Origin of the sequence: Sphingopyxis sp. A083, from assembly GCF_001468495.1 — a bacterium.
Classification (GTDB): Bacteria; Pseudomonadota; Alphaproteobacteria; order Sphingomonadales; family Sphingomonadaceae; genus Sphingopyxis; species Sphingopyxis terrae.
Genome location: NZ_LNSK01000008.1, coordinates 19,845 through 41,181, shown reverse-complemented (window position 1 = coordinate 41,181; position 21,337 = coordinate 19,845). Strand labels below are relative to the sequence as shown.

Below are 21,337 nucleotides of genomic sequence, written 5' to 3'. Positions count from 1 at the left end.
GACGGGACTCGCTACGCCGATTGACGGGCCGATGGTCGCCGGCACGGGCTTGGGCCGCACCGATTTGGGGTGCGCTGCTGAAGGGGGCGAGTGACCGTGAAAAAAGCATCTGACCTGTTCATCGAATGTCTGGAAGAAGAAGGCGTCGAATATATCTTCGGGGTTCCGGGTGAGGAAAATCTCGACTTTCTCGACAGCCTGTCGCGTTCGAAAAAGATCAAGCTGATACTGACCCGTCATGAGCAGGGGGCGGGCTTCATGGCCGCGACCTATGGCCGCCACACCGGAAAGACCGGCGTGTGCCTTGCGACACTGGGGCCCGGCGCGACCAATTTCGTCACCGCGGCGGCCTATGCCCAGCTTGGCGGCATGCCGATGATGATGATCACCGGGCAGAAGCCGATCAAGAAATCGAAACAGGGCCGGTTCCAGATCCTCGACGTCGTCGCGATGATGGGACCGATCACCAAATATACGCACCAGATGGCCTCGTCGGACAATATCCCGAGCCGCGTGCGCGAGGCCTTTCGCCTGGCCGAGGAAGAAAAGCCCGGCGCAGTGCATATCGAACTGCCCGAGGATATCGCCGACGAACATACCGAAAGCCTGCCGCTGAAGCGCAGCCATTCACGCCGCCCGACCGCCGACGTCAAATCGATCCGCGAGGCGGTGAAGGCGCTCGAAAATGCGAAGGCGCCGGTACTGGTAATCGGCGCGGGCGCGAACCGCACGATGACCAGCCGGATGCTGCTGCAGTTCATCGAAAAGACCGGCATCCCCTTTCTGACCACCCAGCTCGGCAAGGGCGTGATCGACGAACGGCATCCGAAATTCCTCGGGTGCGCGGCGCTGTCGGCCGGCGATTTCGTGCACCGCGCGGTCGAGGCGTCGGACTGCATCGTCAACATCGGCCACGATGTGATTGAAAAGCCGCCCTTCTTCATGCAGCCCGGCGGGCCCACCGTTATCCATGTGTCCACCAAGACCGCCGAGGTCGATCCGGTCTATTTCCCCGGCATCGAGGTCATTGGCGATATTGCCAATGCGATCTGGCAGATGAAGGAGGATATCGTGCCGAACGGCGGCTGGTCGTTCGACCATATGCTCGCCTATCGCAAGGCCGAGGTCGAGCATACCGCCCCGCTCGCCGCCGACACGCGCTTCCCGATCTTTCCGCCGCATCTGGTGCAGCAGGTCCGCGACGCGATGCCCGACGACGGCATCATCTGCCTCGACAATGGCGTCTACAAGATCTGGTTCGCGCGCGGCTACACCGCCTACCGCCCGAACACCGTGCTGCTCGACAATGCGCTCGCGACGATGGGGGCGGGCCTGCCCAGCGCGATGATGTCGGCGATGGTCTACCCCGACCGCAAGGTGATGGCGATCTGCGGCGACGGCGGCTTCATGATGAACAGTCAGGAGATGGAGACCGCGGTTCGCCTGGGGCTCAACCTGACCGTGCTGATCCTCAACGATTCAAGCTATGGTATGATCCGCTGGAAACAGGCAAACATGGGGTTCAAGGATTGGGGGCTGACCTATGGCAACCCCGATTTCGTCAAATATGCCGAAAGCTATGGCGCGCACGGCCACCGCGTCGAAAGCGCGGCGCACCTCAAGGAACTTCTTGCGCATACGCGCGATACTCCCGGTGTACACCTGATCGATTGCCCTGTGGATTATTCGGAGAATGACCAGATTTTGAACATCGACATCAAGAAGCTGTCGAAGGAACTCTGACGGTCGCGAAACCCGTTCGCCCTGAGCTTGTCGAAGGGTCGTTTTTGTCTTCAAGGAAGGACAGGGCTTCGACAGGCTCAGCCCGAACGGAGTAAGAAATGCAGCTCAAGGACGTCTACCCGCTCTATCTCAACAACAAGGCGGTGCAGCCGAACACCGACCTCAAGGTGATCGACAAATTCACCGGCGAAATCGCGTTCCGTACCGCACTTGCGACCCCCGACGTCATCGATGAAGCCATCGCCGGCGCGGTGCGCGCCGCCGAGCCGATGGCGCGGCTCGCGAGTTACGAGAAGCAGGATGTCCTCAATCATTGCGTCGCGCGCTTCAAGGAACGCTTCGAGGAGCTTGCCTATGCGCTGTGCGTGGAAGCGGGAAAGCCGATCGCCGACAGCGAGGGCGAGGTCGGGCGCCTGATCGACACCTTCCGCATCGCCGCCGAAGAGGCGACGCGCAACTATGGCGAGATCCAGCCGCTCGACATATCGGCGCGCGCCAAGGGCTATATGGGGATGTGGAAGCGGGTGCCGATCGGCCCGTGCAGCTTTATCTCGCCGTTCAATTTTCCGCTCAACCTTGCGGCGCACAAGATCGCGCCGGCGATCGCGATGGGCTGCCCCTTCGTGATGAAGCCCGCCTCGATGACGCCGCTGGGCGCGATTATCATGGGCGAGGTCCTCGCCGAGTGCGACATATTGCCCGAAGGCGCGTTCAGCATCCTGCCCGCGAGCCGCGACGGCGCCGATCTGTTCACCACCGACGAACGGCTGAAATTGCTGAGCTTCACCGGCTCGCCCGGCGTCGGTTGGGACCTCAAGGCAAAGGCCGGCAAGAAGAAGGTCGTGCTCGAACTCGGCGGCAATGCCGCCGTGATCGTCGACAAGGACGCCGACCTCGATCATGCGCTCGCGCGGATCATCTTCGGTGGCTATTACCAGTCGGGGCAAAGCTGCATCCATGTGCAGCGCGTCATCATCCACGCCGACATCTACGACCGTTTCCGCGACATGCTTGCCGCCAAGGTGAAGACGCTCAAATCGGGCGATCCCAAAAACCGCGACACCTTCATCGGCCCGATGATTTCGGCAAAGGAAGCAGAGCGGCTCAAGGGCTGGATCGACGACGCGGTCGCGGCCGGGGCGACGTTGCTCGCCGGTGGCGGCTGCGAGGGCAATATGCTCGAGGCGACGCTGCTCGAAAATGTACCCGAGGGGACGGACGTGGTGCGCGAGGAAGCCTTCGGCCCGGTGGTCGTCCTGTCGCGCTTCACCGACTGGAACGCCGCACTGGCGGAGGTCAACGACAGCAAATTCGGCTTGCAGGCCGGGATCTTCACCCGCGACATTCACAAGATATTGGAAGCGTGGGACGACCTCGACGTCGGCGGCATCGTCGTCAATGACGTCTCCTCCTACCGCGTCGACAATATGCCCTATGGCGGGGTCAAGGATTCGGGCCTCGGGCGCGAGGGCATCCGTTTCGCGATGGAAGATATGAGCGAAATCCGCAACCTGGTGATCCGGCGCGTCTGATCCTCGATAAACTGCGTCTGGAAACGGCCAATAGTCACCGAACCGCCGCAAAACATTCTTCAAACTGTCGCGGCTTTGATTCGCCGCATGTAACAAAACTCGTGTCTAGGCCGTGGGCAGCCAAGGCTGCCTACGGAGTGAGACATGGCATCGATCTCGACCCTGCCGATCCCGAACCGCTTTCCCGATCCCTTCACCACCGAACCGCATGTGCCCGAGCGGGTGATCGGCGAGCGGCGCAATTACCGCACCGTGTGGGTCAGCGACATCCACCTTGGCACGCGCGGCTGCAACGCCGGGCTGCTGATCGACTTTTTCGACCATGTCGATTGCGAGACGCTCTATCTCGTCGGCGACATCATCGACGGCTGGCGGCTGAAGAAGCGGCACTTCTGGCCGCCCGAGCATAATGACGTCGTCTGGCGCGTGCTGAAGCGCGCAAAGCGCGGCACGCGCGTCGTCTATGTCCCCGGCAATCACGACGAGATGGTCAAGCCGTTCGACGGCTTCGATTTCGGCGGCGTCGAAATCCGGCGCGAGGCGGTTCACGAGACCGCCGATGGCCGCAAGCTGCTGATCGTCCATGGCGACGAGTTCGACGCGGTAATGCTCGCGCACCGCTGGCTCGCCTTTGTCGGCGACGCAGCCTACACCGCGCTGATGAAGTGCAATGTGGTCGTCAACGCGATCCGCAGCCGCCTCGGCCTCCCCTATTGGTCGCTGTCGATGGTCGCCAAGCACAAGGTCAAGAACGCCGTCCAGTTCATCGGCCACTATGAAGAGGTGGTCGCCCATGCGGCGCGCTCGCGCGGGGTCGACGGGGTGGTGTGCGGGCATATCCACAGCGCAGAGATGCGCGCGATCGACGGCGTCGATTATTACAACGACGGCGACTGGGTCGAAGGTTGCACCGCGCTGGTCGAACATCATGACGGCCGCATGGAAATCCTGCACTGGGCCGAAGAGTTCGCCGCACGCGACGCGCCGGCCCCGCTCGGCCTTCCTGCTGCCGCCAAGGCCGCGTGAGCGCAGCATGCGGATATTGATCGTTACCGACGCCTGGGAGCCACAGGTCAACGGCGTCGTGCGCACGCTGCAGGCGACCATTGCCGAGTTGCGCGCACAGGGGCATGTCGTCGGGGTGATCTCCCCCGATCTGTTCCGGTCGATCCCCTGCCCGACCTATGGTGAAATCCGCCTGGCCTTCGCGGGCAAGCGCGCCGTCGCACGGCGTATCCGCGCCTTCGCGCCCGAGGCGATCCATATTTCGACCGAGGGACCGCTCGGCCTTGCGGCGCGGCGCTGGTGCATCGATACCGGCTTTCCCTTCACCACCGCCTATCACACGCGCTTTCCCGAATATGTCGCGGCGCGCATCCCCGTGTCGCCGCAGTTCGTGTGGCGCTTTATCCGCTGGTTCCATCGCCCCGCGCAGCACATCATGGTCGCAACGCGCTCGCTGAAACGCGAGCTTGCGGAGCAGGGCCTTGGGCAGACGATGATGTGGGAACGCGGCGTCGATCACGCCCTCTTTCATCCCGATCGCATGTCCCATCCGGACTTTGCCGGCCTCGCCCGCCCGATCCAGCTCTATGTCGGTCGCGTCGCGGTCGAAAAAAATATCGAGGCCTTCCTCGAAACCCGCCATCCGGGAACGAAGGTGATCGTGGGCGACGGTCCGGCGCTCGATGAGTTGCGCGCCCGCTTTCCCGATGCCTGCTTCCTCGGCAAGCTCGGCGGCGAACGTCTTGCCGGCGCCTATGCCGGCGCCGACGTCTTCGTCTTCCCCAGCCGCACCGACACTTTCGGTCTTGTGGTGATCGAAGCGCTGTCGTGCGGGACGCCAGTCGCGGCCTATCCCGTGGCCGGCCCGGCCGACATCGTCACCGACGACGCTGGCGCCCTCGACACCGATCTCGATCGTGCGATCGCGCTGGCACTGACGCGCGATCCGGCCCGCGCCGCGGCCTTGGGCCGACGCTACAGCTGGCCGAACTGCACGCGGCAATTTCTGCGCGCTCTGACCTTCGTACCCGCCGAATCCGCGCCGTCGCCGGCCACGGTTTCAGCCCGCCTGGCCTAAAAGGCCTTGCGCCACTCCAGCTCGATATAGCGGCCGAGCGGGTCGATATAGCCCGGCGCATAGGTGAGCGGCACGACGCCGCTTGCATCGGTGACCTTGCGCTGCGCATCGAACAGATTGTCGACCGACAGGCGCAGGCGCGATCCCTTCAGGATCGGCAGCGCCTTGGTCAGTTCGGGCTTCTGGTTGAAATCGACGAAGAAGCGCAGATTGAAAGTTGCAAGATCGTGGAAGGTCAGGTCGCCGTTGGCGCCGCCGACAACGCGGCTGCCGCTGTCATATTTGGCGCTGACCCGTGCGCCGATGCCCTTGTAAAAGACGCCGCCATCGAGTTCGACCAGATTGCGGTTGCTGCCGCCGCCATTGCCGGTCGCCGATCCGTTCAGCAGATCGAGTTCGGGAACGCCGGGCCGTATCAGCACGCGGTCGGTCAGCTTGATCGTGTGATAGAGCGACAATTGCCAGCGCCCGCCCTGCGGTCCGCCGAACATGCCGCCAGGACCGCCGCGTCCCCCGCGAAAGCCGCCGCCGGGGCCACGCGGACGCGCAGGCGCTGCGGCGGGCGCATCGCCCGATCCAGCAGGCTTTGCCGCCTGCCCGTCGGGCGGCGGCGGGGCGTCACCCTGCGCCGGCTGCGGACGCCGCTCGGCGCCGCCAGCCGGACGACCGCCACCGAAGCGGCCCGCGCCCGGGCCCGCTTGCGACTGGCCGAAACTGCGGCCGAAATTGATCCCCCAGCGGATTTGCGAATTGGTTGCGCGGTCGAAATTCACCGGGCGCTGGTCGAGCGCGACAAGCACGCCGCCGACGCGCGTCGCGCGATCCGGGAAAGCGGCCTCGATCTCGGGCGTCAACAGCGGGAAGCTGTTGCTGGTGTCGTCGCTGCGGTTGCTGTTGTAATTTATCGAAAGGTTCAACCCCTCGACCATTGGCGGCGACCAGTTGAGCCCGAGCTTCACATCGCGGCGCTGTTCGGCGAGGAGGAAAGGATTGCCGCCGGTCGTCGTCTGGATCTGCACCGTCTGGCCGGTGCGGAAGTCGTAGTAGGTGACATTGTCGGTAACCAGCGGCGCCGCGCCAAGCTGCGTCACCGAAGGCGCCGCCTCGTCGCGATTGAAGCTTGCGAGCAACGACAGATTGTCGGTCAGCCCCCAATTGAGCGTCGCGCCCCAGCTTTTGAGCGCGGCGAAATCGCTGGGGTTTTCGACCTGGCCGTTCAGCGTCAGCGAAATGCGGCCGATCTTGCCGACATCATAGTCGGGATCGAGGATCGGCACCGTCAGCGATCCGAAAACGCTCGGCGTGTCGCGCGCGAGGTCGCTCGTCGTGATGACGCCGCTGCGGTCGGCGCGGCTATCATAACGCAGGCCGGTATAAGCGCCGGTGATCGATGCGCGGATCGGGCCGGCCCAGCCCTCGATCACGCTGCCCGAGATATTGGCATTGCCGCCGAAGCTCTGCTGGCTGCTGTCGAAACGGTCGCGCCCGCCACTCAGACGTTCGGTAAAGATCCGCTGATCGCTGTCGGCATAATTGCCCGTAACCGACCAGCGCCACGCGCCGAGCATGCCGTTGGCGCTTGCCGAACCCGTCCAGTTCTGCGTCCGGCTGTCGCGGCGCAGCGGATCGCTGACACCGCCCGCGCCGGGGCCGAGAAGGCTGAGGCTGTCGGTCTGGTCGAACCGCAGGCTTGCCGACAGGTCGGTGACCTTGTCGAGATTGCGGACGATCGTGCCGTCGATGATATAGGTGTCGCTGGCCGGCAGCAGGCTGCGCCCCGTGTCGCCGAGGTCGCGCTCGCGTTCGAGCAGCATCGTCTGATGCTCCCACCCCCCGTTGAGGTTGAAGCGGCCATTCTGTCCGATCGCGACGACCGCGGGTTCCAGCTCGCTCTTGAACTGCCCGCCCTGCGTCGGCACGCCTGCCTCGCCCTCCACCGACACCTGTTTGAAATCGGGCTTGAGCACGAAATTCACGACGCGGTCGGTTGCGGCATAACCATATTGCAGCGCGACTTCCTCGGGGAAAATCTCGACCTTGGCGATCGCTTCGGGCGGAAGGTTGCGCACCGCGCCGAAGCCGCCGATTCGGCGCCCATTGACCAGGATCACGGGGCGCCCGCTGCCGCGCCCGCGCCCCGACCGCGTGATCGGTTCGAGCGCCGTCAACAATTCCTCGATCGACGAGGCGCCATAGCTGGCGATCGCGGCTTCATCGAGTTCGGCTTCGGCCGCGATATCGGTATCGAGTTGCCCCGCGATCCGCGGCGCGGTCACAACGATCTCGTCCGCATAGTCGATATCGTCGTCGGTCGGGGTGCCCGAGCTCGAAACGACGGCAACCGCCGCCTGATCCTGCGCCATCGCGGCCGGAACAGCCGCAATCGCGGCGCCGGTGAGCAACAGGGCGCGCATGGAAAGGAGCGGTCGAACATACATGGTGGGGGAGAGCCTTTATCTTGTCTTTTGATTATCATGCCGCCGCCGATTGAACCGGCGATGAAGCGAATTACCGCCTTGCCGGGCAGCTATTCGCCATTTGTCGCAACACTATGGCATCGCGAGGGCGCATCCACCAACGCCCCCTCCAGACCGACGAAGCGCTGGGCCGCCCGGCTTGACCCTAGACAGTCGGCCCCGGCATCCGTATCGGCCAGCCATGCCGACTCCAGCCTCTTCCGCCGCCCCCGAATCGATCCTGATCGTCGATTTCGGCAGCCAGGTCACCCAGCTCATCGCCCGCCGCGTCCGCGAGGCTGGCGTCTATAGCGAGATCGTCCCGTTCAGCGCCGCCGACGCTGCGCTCGAACGGATGAAGCCCAAGGGCGTGATCCTTTCAGGCTCGCCCGCGTCGGTTCCCGCCACCGGCAGCCCGCGCGCGCCGCAGTCGATCTTCGACAGCGGCCTCCCCATCCTCGGCATCTGTTACGGCCAGCAGGTGATGAGCCAGCAGCTCGGCGGACAGGTCGAGCCCGGCGGCGCCGACGGCGAGCGCGACGGCGAATTCGGCCGCGCCTTCCTGACCGTCACCGAACCCTGCGTGCTCTTCGACGGATTGTGGGAGGTCGGCGAGCGGCATCAGGTGTGGATGAGCCACGGCGACCGCGTCACGCGCTTCGCCCCCGGCTTTCGCATCGTCGCGGTCAGCGACGGCGCCCCCTTCGCTCTGATCGCCGACGACGAACGCCGCTATTACGGCACGCAGTTCCACCCCGAGGTCGTCCACACGCCCGACGGCGCCAAGCTAATCGCCAATTTCGTGCGCCACGTCTGCGGTTGCAGCGGCGACTGGACGATGGCCGAGTTCCGCGCCACGAAGATCGCCGAAATCCGCGCGCAGGTCGGCGACCAGCGCGTGCTGTGCGGCCTGTCGGGCGGCGTCGACAGCGCGGTCGCGGCGGTGCTGATCCACGAAGCGATCGGCGAACAGCTCACCTGCGTCTTCGTCGACCACGGCCTCCTGCGCATGAACGAGCGCGAGCAGGTCGAACGCCTGTTCCGCGACCATTACAACATCCCGCTCGTCGTCGTCGATGCGGAGCAACGGTTCATGGCAGGCCTCGCCGGGGTCACCGACCCCGAAAAGAAGCGCAAATTCATCGGCGCCGAATTCATCAACGTCTTCGAGGAGGAAGCGAAGAAGATCGGCGGCGCCGATTTCCTCGCGCAGGGCACGCTCTATCCCGACGTCATCGAGAGCGTGAGCTTCACCGGCGGGCCGAGCGTCACGATCAAGAGCCACCACAATGTCGGCGGCCTTCCCGAGCGGATGAACATGAAGCTCGTCGAACCGCTGCGTGAACTGTTCAAGGACGAGGTCCGCCTGCTCGGCAAGGAACTCGGTCTCCCCGACATCTTCGTCGGCCGCCACCCCTTCCCCGGCCCCGGGCTCGCAATCCGCATCCCCGGTGAGGTGTCGAAGGAGCGCTGTGACATCCTCCGCAAGGCCGATGCCGTCTATCTGGAAGAGATCCGCAATGCCGGCCTCTACGATGCGATCTGGCAGGCTTTCGCGGTGCTGCTGCCTGTCAAGACCGTCGGCGTGATGGGTGACGGGCGCACCTACGACCATGTCTGCGCGCTGCGCGCCGTGACCTCGACCGACGGCATGACCGCCGACATCTACCCCTTCGACGCGAGCTTTCTCAGCCGCTGCGCGACGCGCATCATCAACGAGGTGCAGGGCATCAACCGCGTGGTGTACGATTATACCTCGAAGCCGCCGGGCACGATCGAGTGGGAGTGACGCATCATGGGCAGCGACGAACGACTTGAGGTCGATGCGTCCGGCGGCTGCCAGTGCGGTGCGGTGCGCTATCGCATCAGCGCGGTGCTCGACACGTCGCACATCTGCCACTGCCGCATGTGCCAGAAGGCCGCTGGCAACTTCTTCATCGCGCTGATCGGCGTTCCGCGCGATGCCATCGCTTGGACGCGCGGGACACCCGCAACCTTCAACAGTTCGGACAAGGCGGCGCGCGGCTTCTGCGCGGATTGCGGCACGCCGCTGCTCTATGATTATTTCGAGAGCAAGCATATCAATCTGACCACGGGGTCGTTCGACGACCCCAGCCGTTTCGCGCCGCGTTTCCAGTTCGGGCTTGAGGCCCGCCTGCCGGTCTTTGCCGATCTGCCGATCCAGGCCGAAGGCACGACCGAGGAAACCATGGCGGATCTTGTCGCGGCGATCGCGGCGACCAATCATCAACATCCCGACCACGATACCGAAAGCTGGCCTGAATGACCCCCACTGCAAAGATTCTCCTGCTCGGTTCCGGTGAGCTTGGCCGCGAGTTCGTCATTTCGGCAAAACGGCTCGGCTGCCATGTGATCGCCTGCGACAGTTACGCCGGCGCGCCCGCGATGCAGGTCGCGGACGAGGCCGAGGTTTTCTCGATGCTCGATGGCGACGCGCTGGGTGCCGCGATCGAAAAGCACCGCCCCGACCATGTCGTGCCCGAGATCGAAGCGATCCGGACCGAAGTGCTGGCCGAACTCGAGGCCGAAGGGTTTCACATCGTCCCCTCGGCACGCGCGGCCCAGCTCACGATGAACCGCGATGCGATCCGCGACCTTGCCGCAAGCGAGCTGGGCCTGACGACCTCGAGCTTCGAATATGCCACCAGCCGCGAAGAACTCGCCGCCGCCGCGGCGCGGATCGGCTTTCCGCTCGTCGTGAAGCCGGTGATGTCCTCCTCGGGCAAGGGGCAGAGCACTGTGAAGGACGCCGCCGGGATCGACGCCGCTTGGGATTATGCGGCCGCCGGGATGCGCGGCGACCGGCTGCGCGTGATCGCAGAGGCCTTCATCGATTTCGATTATGAGATCACGCTGCTGACGGTGCGCCACAAGGACGGCGTCGCCTTCTGCCCGCCGATCGGACATCGGCAGGAACGCGGCGACTATCGCGAAAGCTGGCAACCCGCGGCCATGTCGGCGGCGGCGCTGCAAGCCGCGCAGGCGATGGCGACGAAGGTCGTCGATGCGCTCGGCGGCCATGGCATTTTCGGGGTCGAATTTTTCGTGAAGGGCGACGATGTGATCTTCTCCGAACTTTCCCCGCGCCCGCACGACACCGGCATGGTGACGCTGATTTCGCAGCAATATTCGGAATTCGACCTTCATGCCCGCGCGATATTGGGATTGCCGATTCCGCCGGTCGCCGTGCCGCAAGCCAGCGCCAGCGCCGTGCTGCTCGCCGACCGCGACGCAAGTGATTTCGCGATCACCGGTCTCGCCGAAGCCCTGACGCCGCCGAACGCCGAAACCTCGGTCGACGCGCGCCTCTTCGGCAAACCCGTCACGCGGCCCTATCGCCGCATGGGAGTGGCACTGGCCAAGGTCGCGGGCGGCACCACCGACGACGCGCGGGCAGCCGCCGTCGCGGCCGCGGACAGGCTTGCGATCCGATATCCGGGGTGATTGGGCGGCGGGTTGGCGGATTGCGACCGAAGGGTTACGTTTCGGCCTATCCTGACCCGTTCGCATCGAGCCCTTCGACTGCCTTGGCAGGCGCTCAGGAAAAACTTCGGCCTTTAGCCGAAGTCGAGATGCCCCTCGGGCCAGGCGTCGCGTCGACGGGTGTCTCGACTTCGCTCGACACGAACGGGAAAAGAGGTTCGTCAGCAAGCCACCGGTTGCGGACGTTCAGTATACGATCCACCCGTCTGCCAAGTCGTCCGTGAACGAGATCAGACCACACTCCCAAGGGCCTTCCTCAGATTTCAGACGTAACTGCTGTCCACCTTCAAAGCCAAGAGTCAGGCACAAAGGCTGCACTTCAATCATTACAACCTTCTTCATGAGAAGCCTGTGTAGCAGGAGGGGCGGGCCGGCGAATGCCGCACAGTCGTAAGGGTGCACAATACGGTCTTCGCCCACATGTTCTAGATCGCCGGTGACGGTAATCTGTCCGCCCTGAGACCATCGAAATTGCACCGAGTTTGGATCAAGTGCTATTTGGGCCAGTTCTCTGCCAATTAGGAACTGCAGCTCAGGCGATTGGGGAAACTTATGCATTCCTCCTTCTCGCAATTTTGCCTTGGCGCCGCAACGTCCGCTCCCCGCCCCAAAGCAGACCCTCCGCAACACAGCACGCCGACATAGCTAGGCCGCCCGCGCCGCCCCTGCTACACCCCGCGCCATGTCACAGAAGAATCATCTCTATCTGGTCGATGGCTCCAGCTACATCTTCCGCGCCTATCATCGCCTGCCGCCGCTGACGAACCCGAACGGGGTGCCGGTCGGTGCGGTCTATGGCTACACCACGATGCTCTGGAAGCTCGCGAAGGATCTGCACGACGCGGACGGACCGACGCACCTTGCGGTCATCCTCGATCATTCGAGCCAGTCGTTCCGTAACGAGATTTACGATCAGTATAAGGCGAACCGTCCCGAGCCGCCCGAAGATCTGCGCCCGCAATTCCCGCTGATCCGCGACGCGACGCGCGCCTTCTCGTTGCCCTGCATCGAAATGGAGGGATTCGAGGCGGACGATCTGATCGCCTCCTATGCCGAGGCCGCGGTGCGCGAAGGGTGGGACGTGACCATCGTCAGCAGCGACAAGGATCTGATGCAGCTGATCCGCGAACCCGCCGACGGACCGCATGTCGACATGCTCGACACGATGAAGAATGTCCGGCTGGGGATCGACGCGGTGCACGAGAAGTTCGGCGTCACCCCCGACCTCGTCGGCGACGTGCTCGCGCTGATGGGCGACAGCGTCGACAATGTGCCCGGCGTGCGCGGGGTCGGACCCAAGACCGCGACCAAGCTGATCCAGGAATATGGCAATCTGACTGCGGCGCTCGACGGGGCCGAGACGATGAAGGCGTCGAAGCTGCGCGAAAATCTGATCGAGCATCGGGCGATGGCCGAACTGTCGCGCGTGCTGGTCGATCTGAAGCGCGATTGCCCGCTGCCCGACACCCTCGACAGTCTGAAGCTCGACGCGATCCCGCCGGCGCCGCTCAAGCTGTTTCTCGACGAACATGGCTTTCGCTCGCTTTCCGCCAAGCTCGACAATGGCGTTGCGCCCGGCGGTCCCCCGACGCTGCCGCGCACCGGCGCCACGCCCGCCGCGGCGGCGCCCACCGGCCCGACGACGCCGGTGCTGCCCGCTATGCCGGCAATCGACCGGGCAGCCTATGAATGCGTGACCGACCTCGACGCGCTCGACCGCTGGATCGCGGCGGCGAAGGCGGCGCATGTCGTTGCGATCGATACCGAAACGGCGAGCCTCGACAGCGTCACCGGCGAGCTGGTCGGCGTCAGCATGGCGATCGCGCCGGGGCAGGCCTGCTACATCCCGCTCGGCCATGGCGGCACCGACATGTTCGCCGAAAAGCCCCACCAGATTGCGATGGCCGACGCCATCGCCCGCCTAGGCGCGCTGTTCGCCGACGACGCGGTGCTGAAGGTCGGCCATAATCTGAAATATGACATCGGCGTGCTGGCGCAGCATGGCGTCCGCGTCGCGCCCTATGACGACACGCTGCTGATGAGCTTCGCGCTCGACGCGGGCCAACATGGTCACGGCCTCGACGAGCTGGCAAAGCTGCATCTCGACCATGTCTGCCTGGCGTTCAAGGAGGTGTGCGGCACCGGCAAATCGCAGATCAGTTTCGCCGAAGTCCCGCTCGCCCGCGCAACCGAATATGCCGCCGAGGATGCCGACGTCGCGCTGCGACTGTGGCGGCTGCTCAAGCTGCGCCTGCCGCTCGAAGGCGGCACCCGCGTCTACGAGATGGTCGACCGTCCGCTTGCCGGCGTCGTCGAGACGATGGAGCGCGCGGGCATCATGGTCGACCGCGATTATCTGGCGCGCCTGTCGGGCGAATTCGCGCAGGAAATGGCGCGGATGGAAACCGCGATCCATGCCGAGGCAGGACAGCCTTTCACCATCGGCAGTCCCAAGCAGCTCGGCGAGATATTGTTCGACAAGCTCGGCCTCAAGGGCGGGCGCAAGGGCAAGTCGGGCGACTGGTCGACCGACCAGAACGAGCTCGAGCGCCTCGAACGCGACGGCGTGCCGATCGCGCGCATGATCCTCGAATGGCGGCAACTCGCCAAGCTCAAATCGACCTATACCGACGCGCTGCAGCAACAGATCAATGCGAAGACCGGGCGCGTCCATACCAGCTACAGCCTCGTCGGCGCGCAGACCGGGCGGCTGTCGTCGACCGATCCCAATTTGCAGAATATCCCGATCCGCAGCGAAGTCGGCCGCCAGATCCGCGATGCCTTCATCGCCGCGCCGGGCCATATGCTGATCGCCGCCGACTATAGCCAGATCGAACTGCGCCTCGCTGCGCATATGGCCGATGTCCCCGAACTCAAGGAGGCGTTCGCGCAGGGTCAGGACATTCACGCCGCGACCGCGATCGAATTGTTCGGCGAGGTCAATCGCGACACCCGCGCCAAGGCGAAGACGGTCAACTTCTCGATCCTCTACGGCATTTCGCGCTGGGGGCTTGCGGGCCGGCTCGAAATCACGCCCGACGAGGCGCAAGCGCTGATCAGCCGCTATTTCGAGCGCTTCCCCGGCATCTCCGACTATATCCAGGGTACGCTCGAGCGCGCGCGCGAGCGCGGCTATACGGAGACCTTGTTCGGCCGGAAGACCTGGTTCCCGCGCATCAAGGCGGCGAACCAGAACGAACGCCAGGGCAGCGAACGCGCGGCGATCAACGCGCCGATCCAGGGCACCAGCGCCGACCTCATCAAGCGCGCGATGACGCGCATGCCCGTAGCGCTCGCCGAGGCGGGGCTGGATGAGGTGAAGATGCTGCTCCAGGTCCATGACGAACTCGTCTTCGAGGCACCCGAGGACAAGGCCGAAGCCGCCGGCGCCGTGATCCGCCGCGTGATGGCCGCCGCCGCCGAGCCGGTCCTGACGCTGTCGGTGCCGCTGGAGGTGGAGGTCGGAACCGGCAAGAGCTGGGGCGACGCGCATTGATCGCTGCGCTCCTGTTGTTCGCCGTGCAGGCAGCCGATCCTGCAGCCGCAGCCCCGGGCGTCGAGACGACGGCCCCGTCCCCCGTCGCCGATCAGGATCTGCGCGAATTTGCGGCGATCGACGGGCGCAAGGTCGCGGGACGGCCGACCGGTGGCCCCTATGCCAATCCCGACAAGATCCTGCTCCTTACGCGCGACGGCAAAGGCTATCCCGCGGTCATGGCGAGTCTTGCCTTTCCGGCGCGGCAGTCGCTGCCCGCGCCGCCGGCGGGGACGCTGGCGGTGGTGCGGCTGCACCAACGGATGGGAACGATCATTCCCGGGCCGACTGCGGACGATCTGGCGTTCGTCGCCGCGAACCGGCTGCCGCTGTTCGTGATCGGCGAATGGGCGCGCCCGGCACCGATGTGGGAAGTGGCATGGGTCGATGGCACGGTGCGCTTTCGCACCGTCGGCGACGTCGGCGAAATCGGCCCTTGGCAGGATTGAGACTGCACTGACCGCGCGATACGGGCGCCGAAACGCGCTTCGCCTGCGCCCGGCCGCGCGGGTTAAGGCTTGCGCGTAGCGGCGCGGAGCCTATGACAATTTGATGACAGGGCGCAGATATGTGATGGGGCCGGAAAAGGCGAACATCCAATGAACAATGCGGACAAGCGCGCGCCAGTGGCGACGCGTATCCAGCAAAATATTCTTGCACGCGGCGAGCGGCGCCTGCTCAACTGGCTATGCGCGCGACTGCCCGCCTGGGTGACGCCCGACGAGCTCACACTGCTCGGCTTCGCGGGCGCGCTGATGGTCGCGGGCGGCTATCTGTTGAGCTGGCTTGGCAGCGGCTGGCTGGCGCTGTCGCTCGCCGGCTATGTCGTCAACTGGTTCGGCGACTCGCTCGATGGCAGTCTGGCGCGCTGGCGCAAGATTGAACGGCCGACCTATGGCTATTTCGTCGACCATAGCGTCGATGCGATCGCGACCTTCCTGATGGTCGCGAGTATGGGGGTGAGCCCTTTCATGCGCTTCGATGTCGCATTGCTTGGGGTTGTTGGCTATTTCCTGCTGTCGATCCACACCTTCCTCGCGGCGAAGGTCGTCGGCGAATTCCGGCTTTCCTACCTTGCAGGCGGGCCGACCGAATTGCGGCTGATGCTGATGGCGCTGACGCTCGCGATGCCCACGCTCGGCGACGAGCGCGTTCTCGGCAGCCATTTCTCGCCGCTCGACCTCTTTGGTCTCGGCGTGGCGAGCATTCTGGTGACGCTGTTCGTGATCCAGAGCCTGACGCTGGCGCGCACCCTGGCGCGCCGCGAACCCTGAGGCCGATCAGCCGCGGACGCGCGCCTGTGGGTAAGTACCGAGCAGACGCAGCGTCTTGGTCTGGAAATCCAGTTCCTCCAGCGCGCGGTCGATATTTTCCTCGCCCGGCGCGCCGACGATATCGGCATAGAATTTGGTCGCGGCGAAGCTCCCGCCGTCCTGATAGCTTTCGAGCTTCGTCATGTTGACGCCGTTGGTCGCAAAGCCGCCCAGCGCCTTGTAGAGCGCGGCAGGAATATTCTTCACCTCGAAGATGAAGGTCGTCATCCGCGGCACGTCCGCGGGCAGGTCAGCAAGCGGTTCGCGCGCCAGCACGACAAAGCGCGTCATATTGTGATCGGCGTCCTCGATGCCCGATTCGTGCAGCGTCAGCCCGTACAGATCGGCGGCGTGCGGCGGCGCGACGGCGGCCAGCCCGATCTCTTCGCTGTCGGCGACCCAGGCCGCGGCGCCCGCGGTGTCGCTGTGCGCGATCGGCGAGATATGGTGCGCGCGCAGCCAATGGCGGCACTGTCCCAGCGCCTGTTCGTGACTCATCGCGCGCGTAACGGGGCCGAGATTGCGACTCATCAACCCGTGGCGGATGCGCAGAAAATGTTCGCCGACGATCGACAGACCGGATTCAGGCAACAGGAAATGAATGTCGGCGACGCGGCCATGCAGGCTGTTTTCGATCGGAATGATCGCGCGGTCGACGCGCCCGTCGCGCACCGCCTCGATCGCATCTTCGAAGCTGTAGCAGGGCAGCGGCAGCGCCTGCGGGTCGAATTCGCGCGCCGCAAGGTCGCTGTTCGCGCCGGGCGCGCCCTGAAAGGCCAGCCCCCGCGCGGGATCGGCGAGCGCCGCCGCCGTCATCGTGTCGACCAGTCTTTGTGCCGAAGCCGAATAGCTGCCCATGAACGCCTTCCAGAAAACCGCGCCGCGGCGCATAGCGGCCCCGCGATGCGGAGGCAACCGAACGTGCGCATGCCGCCGGGACATTTCATCCCCTTGCGCCCCCGCCCATGCCCAAGTAAGGGAGCGTCCAAATCAATCGATGCGCCCGGGGTGGGCGCCAGCGAACGGGGCCTGACATGGACGACCGCAACAATACTATCGCCGGCTGGGCTCTCTTCGCCGGTATCTGCGCGCTGGGCCTGACGATCGGCACCGGCATGCTGGGTGCGAGCCATGCCCCTGAAAAGCCCGGATTTCCTATCGAAGATGCCGAAGCCGGTGGCGGCGGCGGCGCGGCGGCGGTGCCGCTGCCCAACCTGCTCGCAGCCGCCGATCCGGCAAAGGGCGAAGCGGTGTTCGCGAAATGCGCCGCCTGCCATACGATCAATCAGGGCGGCGCCAATGGCATCGGCCCCAATCTTTACGGCACGATGGGTGAAGCCATCGGTCAGGGCAAGGGCGGCTTCGCCTTCTCCGACGCGCTCAAGAGCGTCGGCGGCAACTGGGACTTCGAAAAGATGGACCATTGGCTGACCAGCCCGCGCAAGTTCGCGGCAGGCACGAAAATGTCGTTCGCAGGCCTGTCGAGCCCCGAGGATCGCGCCAACCTGATCGTCTATCTGAACGCGCAGGGTTCGAACCTGCCGCTGCCCGCGCCCGAAGCGGCACCGGCTGCCGATGCCGCCGCTCCGGCGGAGGGCAAGGATGGCGCGGCACCGGCCGCCGAAGGCGACAAGGCCGCCGCCCCGGCGGAAGGCGCGGCTCCCGCGCCCGCCGAAGCCAAGAAATAATGCGCCGCGCGCCCGTCCTTCTGGCGGGCGTTTTGGCCCTCGCCGGTTGCGGCAAGGCCGCACCGCCGACGGATACGGCTGCGAGCGATGCGCCAGCGGCCGAAGCCGCGGCTCAGGCGACGCCCGCCGTCGCGCCGACCGCGGCGATGGGCGAACAGATTTTCAAACGCTGCGCCGCCTGCCACACGATCGACAAGGATGGCCCGAACGGTATCGGCCCAAACCTGCACGGCATCGTCGGCCGCCCGGTCGCGTCGCATCCGGGCTTTGCCTATTCGGGCGCGATGAAGGCAAAGGGCGGCGTCTGGGACGCCGCCGCGCTCGACATCTATCTCGCCGATCCGATGAAGATCGTCCCCGGCACGCGCATGGCCTTTGCCGGGGTCATCGACGCCGCCGATCGCCAGGCGCTGATCCTCTACCTCGAAGACCAGTCGAAATAGCCCGATCCGTCGGGCGTTCGCTCCCCGAGGGCCAAGCCCTCGGGGTTCCTGGTCCTAGTGATGATCGGCGTTGGCGTAGAAGCTCTGGATGACGTCCCAGGCCTCTTCGGCATGTTCGACGAAGGTGAAGAGCTTGAGGTCGCGGGCGCTGATCACGCCCTCTTCGACCAGCGCCTCGAAATCGACGACGCGGTTCCAGAATTGCTTGCCGAACAGCACGATCGGGATCGGCTTGATCTTGCCGGTCTGGATCAGCGTCAGCAGCTCGAACATTTCGTCGAAGGTCCCGAAACCGCCGGGAAAGACCGCCACGGCGCGCGCGCGCAGCAGGAAGTGCATCTTGCGAAGTGCAAAATAGTGGAACTGGAAGCTCAGCGACGGGGTGACGTAACGGTTCGGCGCCTGTTCGTGCGGCAACACGATGTTGAGGCCGATCGATTCGCGACCCTCGTCGGCAGCGCCGCGGTTGGCGGCTTCCATGATCGACGGGCCGCCACCCGAACAGACGACGAAATTGCGGTCGCCATTGGCATCGACGGGAACCTGGCTCGCCAGCCGCGCCAGCTTGCGCGCTTCGTCATAATAGCGCGCCTTGGCCTTCAGTCGCCGAGCGATATTGCGCGACGCATCGTCGGTCGCCGCGGCCTCAAGGCCGTCGGCCTGATCGGGTTCGGGAATACGCGCCGAGCCGTAGATGACGAGCGTCGATTCGATCTTCGCTTCGTCGAGTAGCAGTTCGGGCTTGAGCAGTTCGAGCTGGAAGCGCACCGGACGCAGGTCTTCGCGCAACAGGAAGTCGGTATCCTGAAATGCGAGCTTATAGGCTTCGCTTGCGGTCTGCGGGGTCGAGGTCGCCTGCTGGGCGAATTGGGCGTCGTCTTTGGCTTTGTGAAAACGCGAACGATGGGTCTGTTTATCTTTTGTCATTAGCGGACGGCTAGCCGCTTCGGTTGACTTTGCCAAGACGCCCGCGCGCGGGCTTGGTCAGCGGCAGAAGCCGTTGCCGCTCATGTCCATGTGGAAATGATTGTAATGCGCGGCGTTATAATCGGGGCTGAGCACCGTGCCGAAGCGGCGGCATGCCGAGCTGTGCAGCGCACGCAGGAAGTCCTGCGACGCCCGGTCGCCCTTCCATCCGCCATCGAGCATGATCCGGCGTCCGTCGGCAAGGACGAAACCCGACACGTCGATCGCGTTGGAATAGGCGTGCTGCGACAGACGGCCCGACCGGCCACCATAGATGTTGCGGCAGCTGTAGGTGCCGAAGGTTTCGATTTTCACCACCTCTTGCCCGAAGAATTTCCGCGCCGCGGGCCGGACGGCATATTGCGCCCAGGCGGCGAAATTCTTCGCCAGCGGACAGGTCATCGGACCGAGGTTCGTCACCGGGGTTCCGATGTCGAGCAGCTTGACCGAATCGATCGAGGTACAGCCGCCGCCATGATCCTGATCGGGCAGCGGCGTGAAGCGCACCCCCGCCTGTTTGAGATCGAAGGCGCATTGCTGCGCCTCGGGGCTGCTGAAGGATGCGGCGCCGATCGTCTGCGGCCGCTGCTGCTTGGTCGCGGCGGGGCGTTTGGCATCGCTCCGCTTCATCACGTCGGGGGTGCTGAAACAGGCCGAGAGCGCCAGCACCGCGGTTGCGGCGACCAGGATCCGGGGCTTCAGGAACGGCGGGATCGGCATGGCGTCAATTTACCGACATCTTGGTTAACAGGGCGTAAAGCTTTGGCGCGGCTTGCCGGAAATTTCGCACGTCCCGCGCATTTTGTTTGACAGTTGCGCCCACCGCCTTAAACGCGGCGCCGGGCCACGCGGTCCCAACGCCGCGCGAGCTCTCTGCAAGGAGAGTCTGACATGACTGAAGTGCGTAAACCGCGGGCACGACCTGCGCGTCCCTATTTTTCCTCCGGTCCGTGCGCGAAACCGCCGGTCTGGTCCCCCGAAAAACTCAACACCGAATCGCTCGGCCGTTCGCATCGCGCGAAGATCGGCAAGACGCGCCTCCAATATTGCATCGACCTGATGCGCGAGATGCTGCGCCTGCCCGATACGCACCGCATCGGCATCGTGCCGGGATCGGACACCGGCGCCTTTGAAATGGCAATGTGGACGATGCTGGGCGCCCGCCCCGTGACGGCGCTGGCCTGGGAGAGCTTCGGTGAAGGTTGGGTCACCGATGTCGCCAAGCAGCTCAAGCTCGATCCCACGGTGATCCGCGCCGATTACGGCCAGCTTCCCGATTTGGGCCAGGTCGACTGGTCGAACGACGTGCTCTTCACCTGGAACGGCACCACCAGCGGCGTCCGCGTTCCCGACGGCGACTGGATTCCGGCAGAGCGCGAGGGACTGAGCTTCGCCGACGCGACCAGCGCGGTTTTCGCCTATGACCTGCCGTGGGACAAGATCGACGTTGCGACCTTCAGCTGGCAGAAAGTGCTCGGCGGCGAAGGCGGCCACGGCGTGCTGATCCTGGGTCCGCGCGCGGTCGAACGGCTCGAAACGCATACGCCGGCCTGGCCGCTGCCCAAGGTGTTCCGCCTGATGTCGAAGGGCGCGCTTGCCGAAGGCGTGTTCAAGGGCGAGACGATCAACACCCCGTCGATGCTCGCGGTCGAAGACGCGATCTTTGCGCTCGAATGGGCGAAGTCGCTGGGCGGTCTCGACGGGCTGAAGGCGCGCAGCGATGCGAACGCCGCGGCGCTCGACACGATCGTCGCCGAACGCGGATGGCTGAGCCATCTCGCCGCCGATCCCGCCAGCCGATCGAAGACGTCGGTGTGCCTGTCGGTCGCTGGGGCCGACGCGGATTTCATCAAGAAATTCGCCGGGCTGCTCGAAGCCGAGGGCGCGGCCTATGACATCGCCGGCTATCGCGATGCCCCGCCGGGGCTGCGCATCTGGTGCGGCGCGACGGTCGACACCGCCGATATCGAATCGCTCGGGCCCTGGCTCGACTGGGCTTACGCCTCGCTTACCTGAATTCGGTGTGTCCCCGCGAAGGCGGGGACCCATCTCCTGCCATTTCATTCCGCAAGCA

At 65.0% G+C, this 21,337-nt stretch carries 18 protein-coding genes; 13 read left to right on the top strand and 5 right to left on the bottom strand.

Going from position 1 to position 21,337, the window contains the following annotated elements; all coding sequences use genetic code 11:
• The first annotated feature begins 96 nt into the window (after positions 1 to 96).
• The 4 genes from ATE59_RS13490 (at position 97) to ATE59_RS13475 (ending at position 5,358) form a co-directional block, all read left to right on the top strand.
• Complete coding sequence (locus tag ATE59_RS13490) at positions 97 to 1,743, top strand: acetolactate synthase large subunit (RefSeq protein WP_197409178.1); 1,647 nt, start codon at positions 97 to 99, stop codon at positions 1,741 to 1,743.
• A gap of 98 nt (positions 1,744 to 1,841) precedes the next feature.
• A complete protein-coding gene (locus tag ATE59_RS13485) occupies positions 1,842 to 3,275 on the top strand; it encodes an aldehyde dehydrogenase family protein (RefSeq protein WP_058812820.1) in 1,434 nt (477 codons plus the stop codon).
• 144 nt (positions 3,276 to 3,419) lie between these two features.
• Positions 3,420 to 4,301 (top strand): UDP-2,3-diacylglucosamine diphosphatase, encoded by an 882-nt coding sequence (locus ATE59_RS13480; protein ID WP_058812818.1) that lies wholly within the window; start codon positions 3,420 to 3,422, stop codon positions 4,299 to 4,301.
• 7 nt (positions 4,302 to 4,308) lie between these two features.
• Positions 4,309 to 5,358 carry a glycosyltransferase family 4 protein gene (locus tag ATE59_RS13475; protein ID WP_058812817.1) on the top strand — a complete coding sequence of 350 codons (1,050 nt, stop codon included), beginning with the start codon at positions 4,309 to 4,311 and terminating at the stop codon, positions 5,356 to 5,358.
• On the opposite strand, the gene ATE59_RS13470 is transcribed toward ATE59_RS13475, so the two are convergent.
• Positions 5,355 to 7,772: a TonB-dependent receptor plug domain-containing protein gene (locus ATE59_RS13470; RefSeq protein WP_231737372.1), complete on the bottom strand. Its 2,418-nt coding sequence runs from the start codon at positions 7,770 to 7,772 to the stop codon at positions 5,355 to 5,357. The two genes, ATE59_RS13475 and ATE59_RS13470, sit on opposite strands and share 4 nt — an antisense overlap.
• Positions 7,773 to 8,016: 244 nt before the next feature.
• Here ATE59_RS13470 and guaA point away from each other — a divergent pair, with 244 nt between their 5' ends.
• Genes guaA through purT form a run of 3 tightly spaced genes read left to right on the top strand, consistent with a single transcriptional unit; the run spans position 8,017 to position 11,279 of the window.
• On the top strand, positions 8,017 to 9,603 hold the full coding sequence (gene guaA / locus ATE59_RS13465; protein WP_058812815.1) for a glutamine-hydrolyzing GMP synthase: 1,587 nt from the start codon (positions 8,017 to 8,019) through the stop codon (positions 9,601 to 9,603).
• 6 nt (positions 9,604 to 9,609) lie between these two features.
• Entirely contained in the window at positions 9,610 to 10,101 is a 492-nt protein-coding gene (locus ATE59_RS13460; protein WP_058812814.1) for a GFA family protein, read from the top strand.
• The gene (purT, locus tag ATE59_RS13455; RefSeq protein WP_058812813.1) at positions 10,098 to 11,279 is read left to right on the top strand and encodes a formate-dependent phosphoribosylglycinamide formyltransferase; all 1,182 of its coding nucleotides are present in this window, start codon (positions 10,098 to 10,100) and stop codon (positions 11,277 to 11,279) included. The genes ATE59_RS13460 and purT overlap by 4 nt, the downstream gene beginning before the upstream one ends.
• 225 nt (positions 11,280 to 11,504) lie before the next feature.
• Here purT and ATE59_RS13450 read toward each other — a convergent pair whose 3' ends face one another.
• Entirely contained in the window at positions 11,505 to 11,876 is a 372-nt protein-coding gene (locus tag ATE59_RS13450) for a hypothetical protein (RefSeq protein ID WP_058812812.1), read from the bottom strand.
• A gap of 124 nt (positions 11,877 to 12,000) precedes the next feature.
• Here ATE59_RS13450 and polA point away from each other — a divergent pair, with 124 nt between their 5' ends.
• The 3 genes from polA (at position 12,001) to ATE59_RS13435 (ending at position 16,127) form a co-directional block, all read left to right on the top strand.
• Complete coding sequence (polA, locus tag ATE59_RS13445; RefSeq protein ID WP_058812811.1) at positions 12,001 to 14,814, top strand: DNA polymerase I; 2,814 nt, start codon at positions 12,001 to 12,003, stop codon at positions 14,812 to 14,814.
• A complete protein-coding gene (locus ATE59_RS13440; RefSeq protein ID WP_058812810.1) occupies positions 14,811 to 15,302 on the top strand; it encodes a hypothetical protein in 492 nt (163 codons plus the stop codon). Before polA ends, ATE59_RS13440 begins: the two co-directional genes overlap by 4 nt.
• A 150-nt stretch (positions 15,303 to 15,452) precedes the next feature.
• Positions 15,453 to 16,127 carry a CDP-alcohol phosphatidyltransferase family protein gene (locus tag ATE59_RS13435; protein WP_058812809.1) on the top strand — a complete coding sequence of 225 codons (675 nt, stop codon included), beginning with the start codon at positions 15,453 to 15,455 and terminating at the stop codon, positions 16,125 to 16,127.
• 6 nt (positions 16,128 to 16,133) lie between these two features.
• Here ATE59_RS13435 and ATE59_RS13430 read toward each other — a convergent pair whose 3' ends face one another.
• A complete protein-coding gene (locus ATE59_RS13430; protein ID WP_058812915.1) occupies positions 16,134 to 17,024 on the bottom strand; it encodes a prephenate dehydratase in 891 nt (296 codons plus the stop codon).
• 176 nt (positions 17,025 to 17,200) lie between these two features.
• Between ATE59_RS13430 and ATE59_RS13425 the strand changes: the two genes are divergently transcribed.
• Together ATE59_RS13425 and ATE59_RS13420 are read left to right on the top strand one after the other, a co-directional pair.
• On the top strand, positions 17,201 to 17,854 hold the full coding sequence (locus ATE59_RS13425; RefSeq protein ID WP_058812808.1) for a c-type cytochrome: 654 nt from the start codon (positions 17,201 to 17,203) through the stop codon (positions 17,852 to 17,854).
• Positions 17,854 to 18,297, top strand: coding sequence for a c-type cytochrome (locus tag ATE59_RS13420; protein WP_058812807.1), 444 nt, complete (start codon positions 17,854 to 17,856; stop codon positions 18,295 to 18,297). Before ATE59_RS13425 ends, ATE59_RS13420 begins: the two co-directional genes overlap by 1 nt.
• Before the next feature lie 54 nt (positions 18,298 to 18,351).
• On the opposite strand, the gene ATE59_RS13415 is transcribed toward ATE59_RS13420, so the two are convergent.
• Both ATE59_RS13415 and ATE59_RS13410 read right to left on the bottom strand, forming a co-directional pair.
• Entirely contained in the window at positions 18,352 to 19,224 is an 873-nt protein-coding gene (locus tag ATE59_RS13415; protein ID WP_003048961.1) for an LOG family protein, read from the bottom strand.
• A gap of 57 nt (positions 19,225 to 19,281) precedes the next feature.
• Entirely contained in the window at positions 19,282 to 19,983 is a 702-nt protein-coding gene (locus ATE59_RS13410) for an extensin family protein (RefSeq protein ID WP_058812806.1), read from the bottom strand.
• Between the two features lie 171 nt (positions 19,984 to 20,154).
• On the opposite strand from ATE59_RS13410, the gene ATE59_RS13405 reads away from it, so the two are divergent.
• Complete coding sequence (locus tag ATE59_RS13405) at positions 20,155 to 21,279, top strand: phosphoserine transaminase (protein WP_058812805.1); 1,125 nt, start codon at positions 20,155 to 20,157, stop codon at positions 21,277 to 21,279.
• Positions 21,280 to 21,337: the final 58 nt, after the last annotated feature.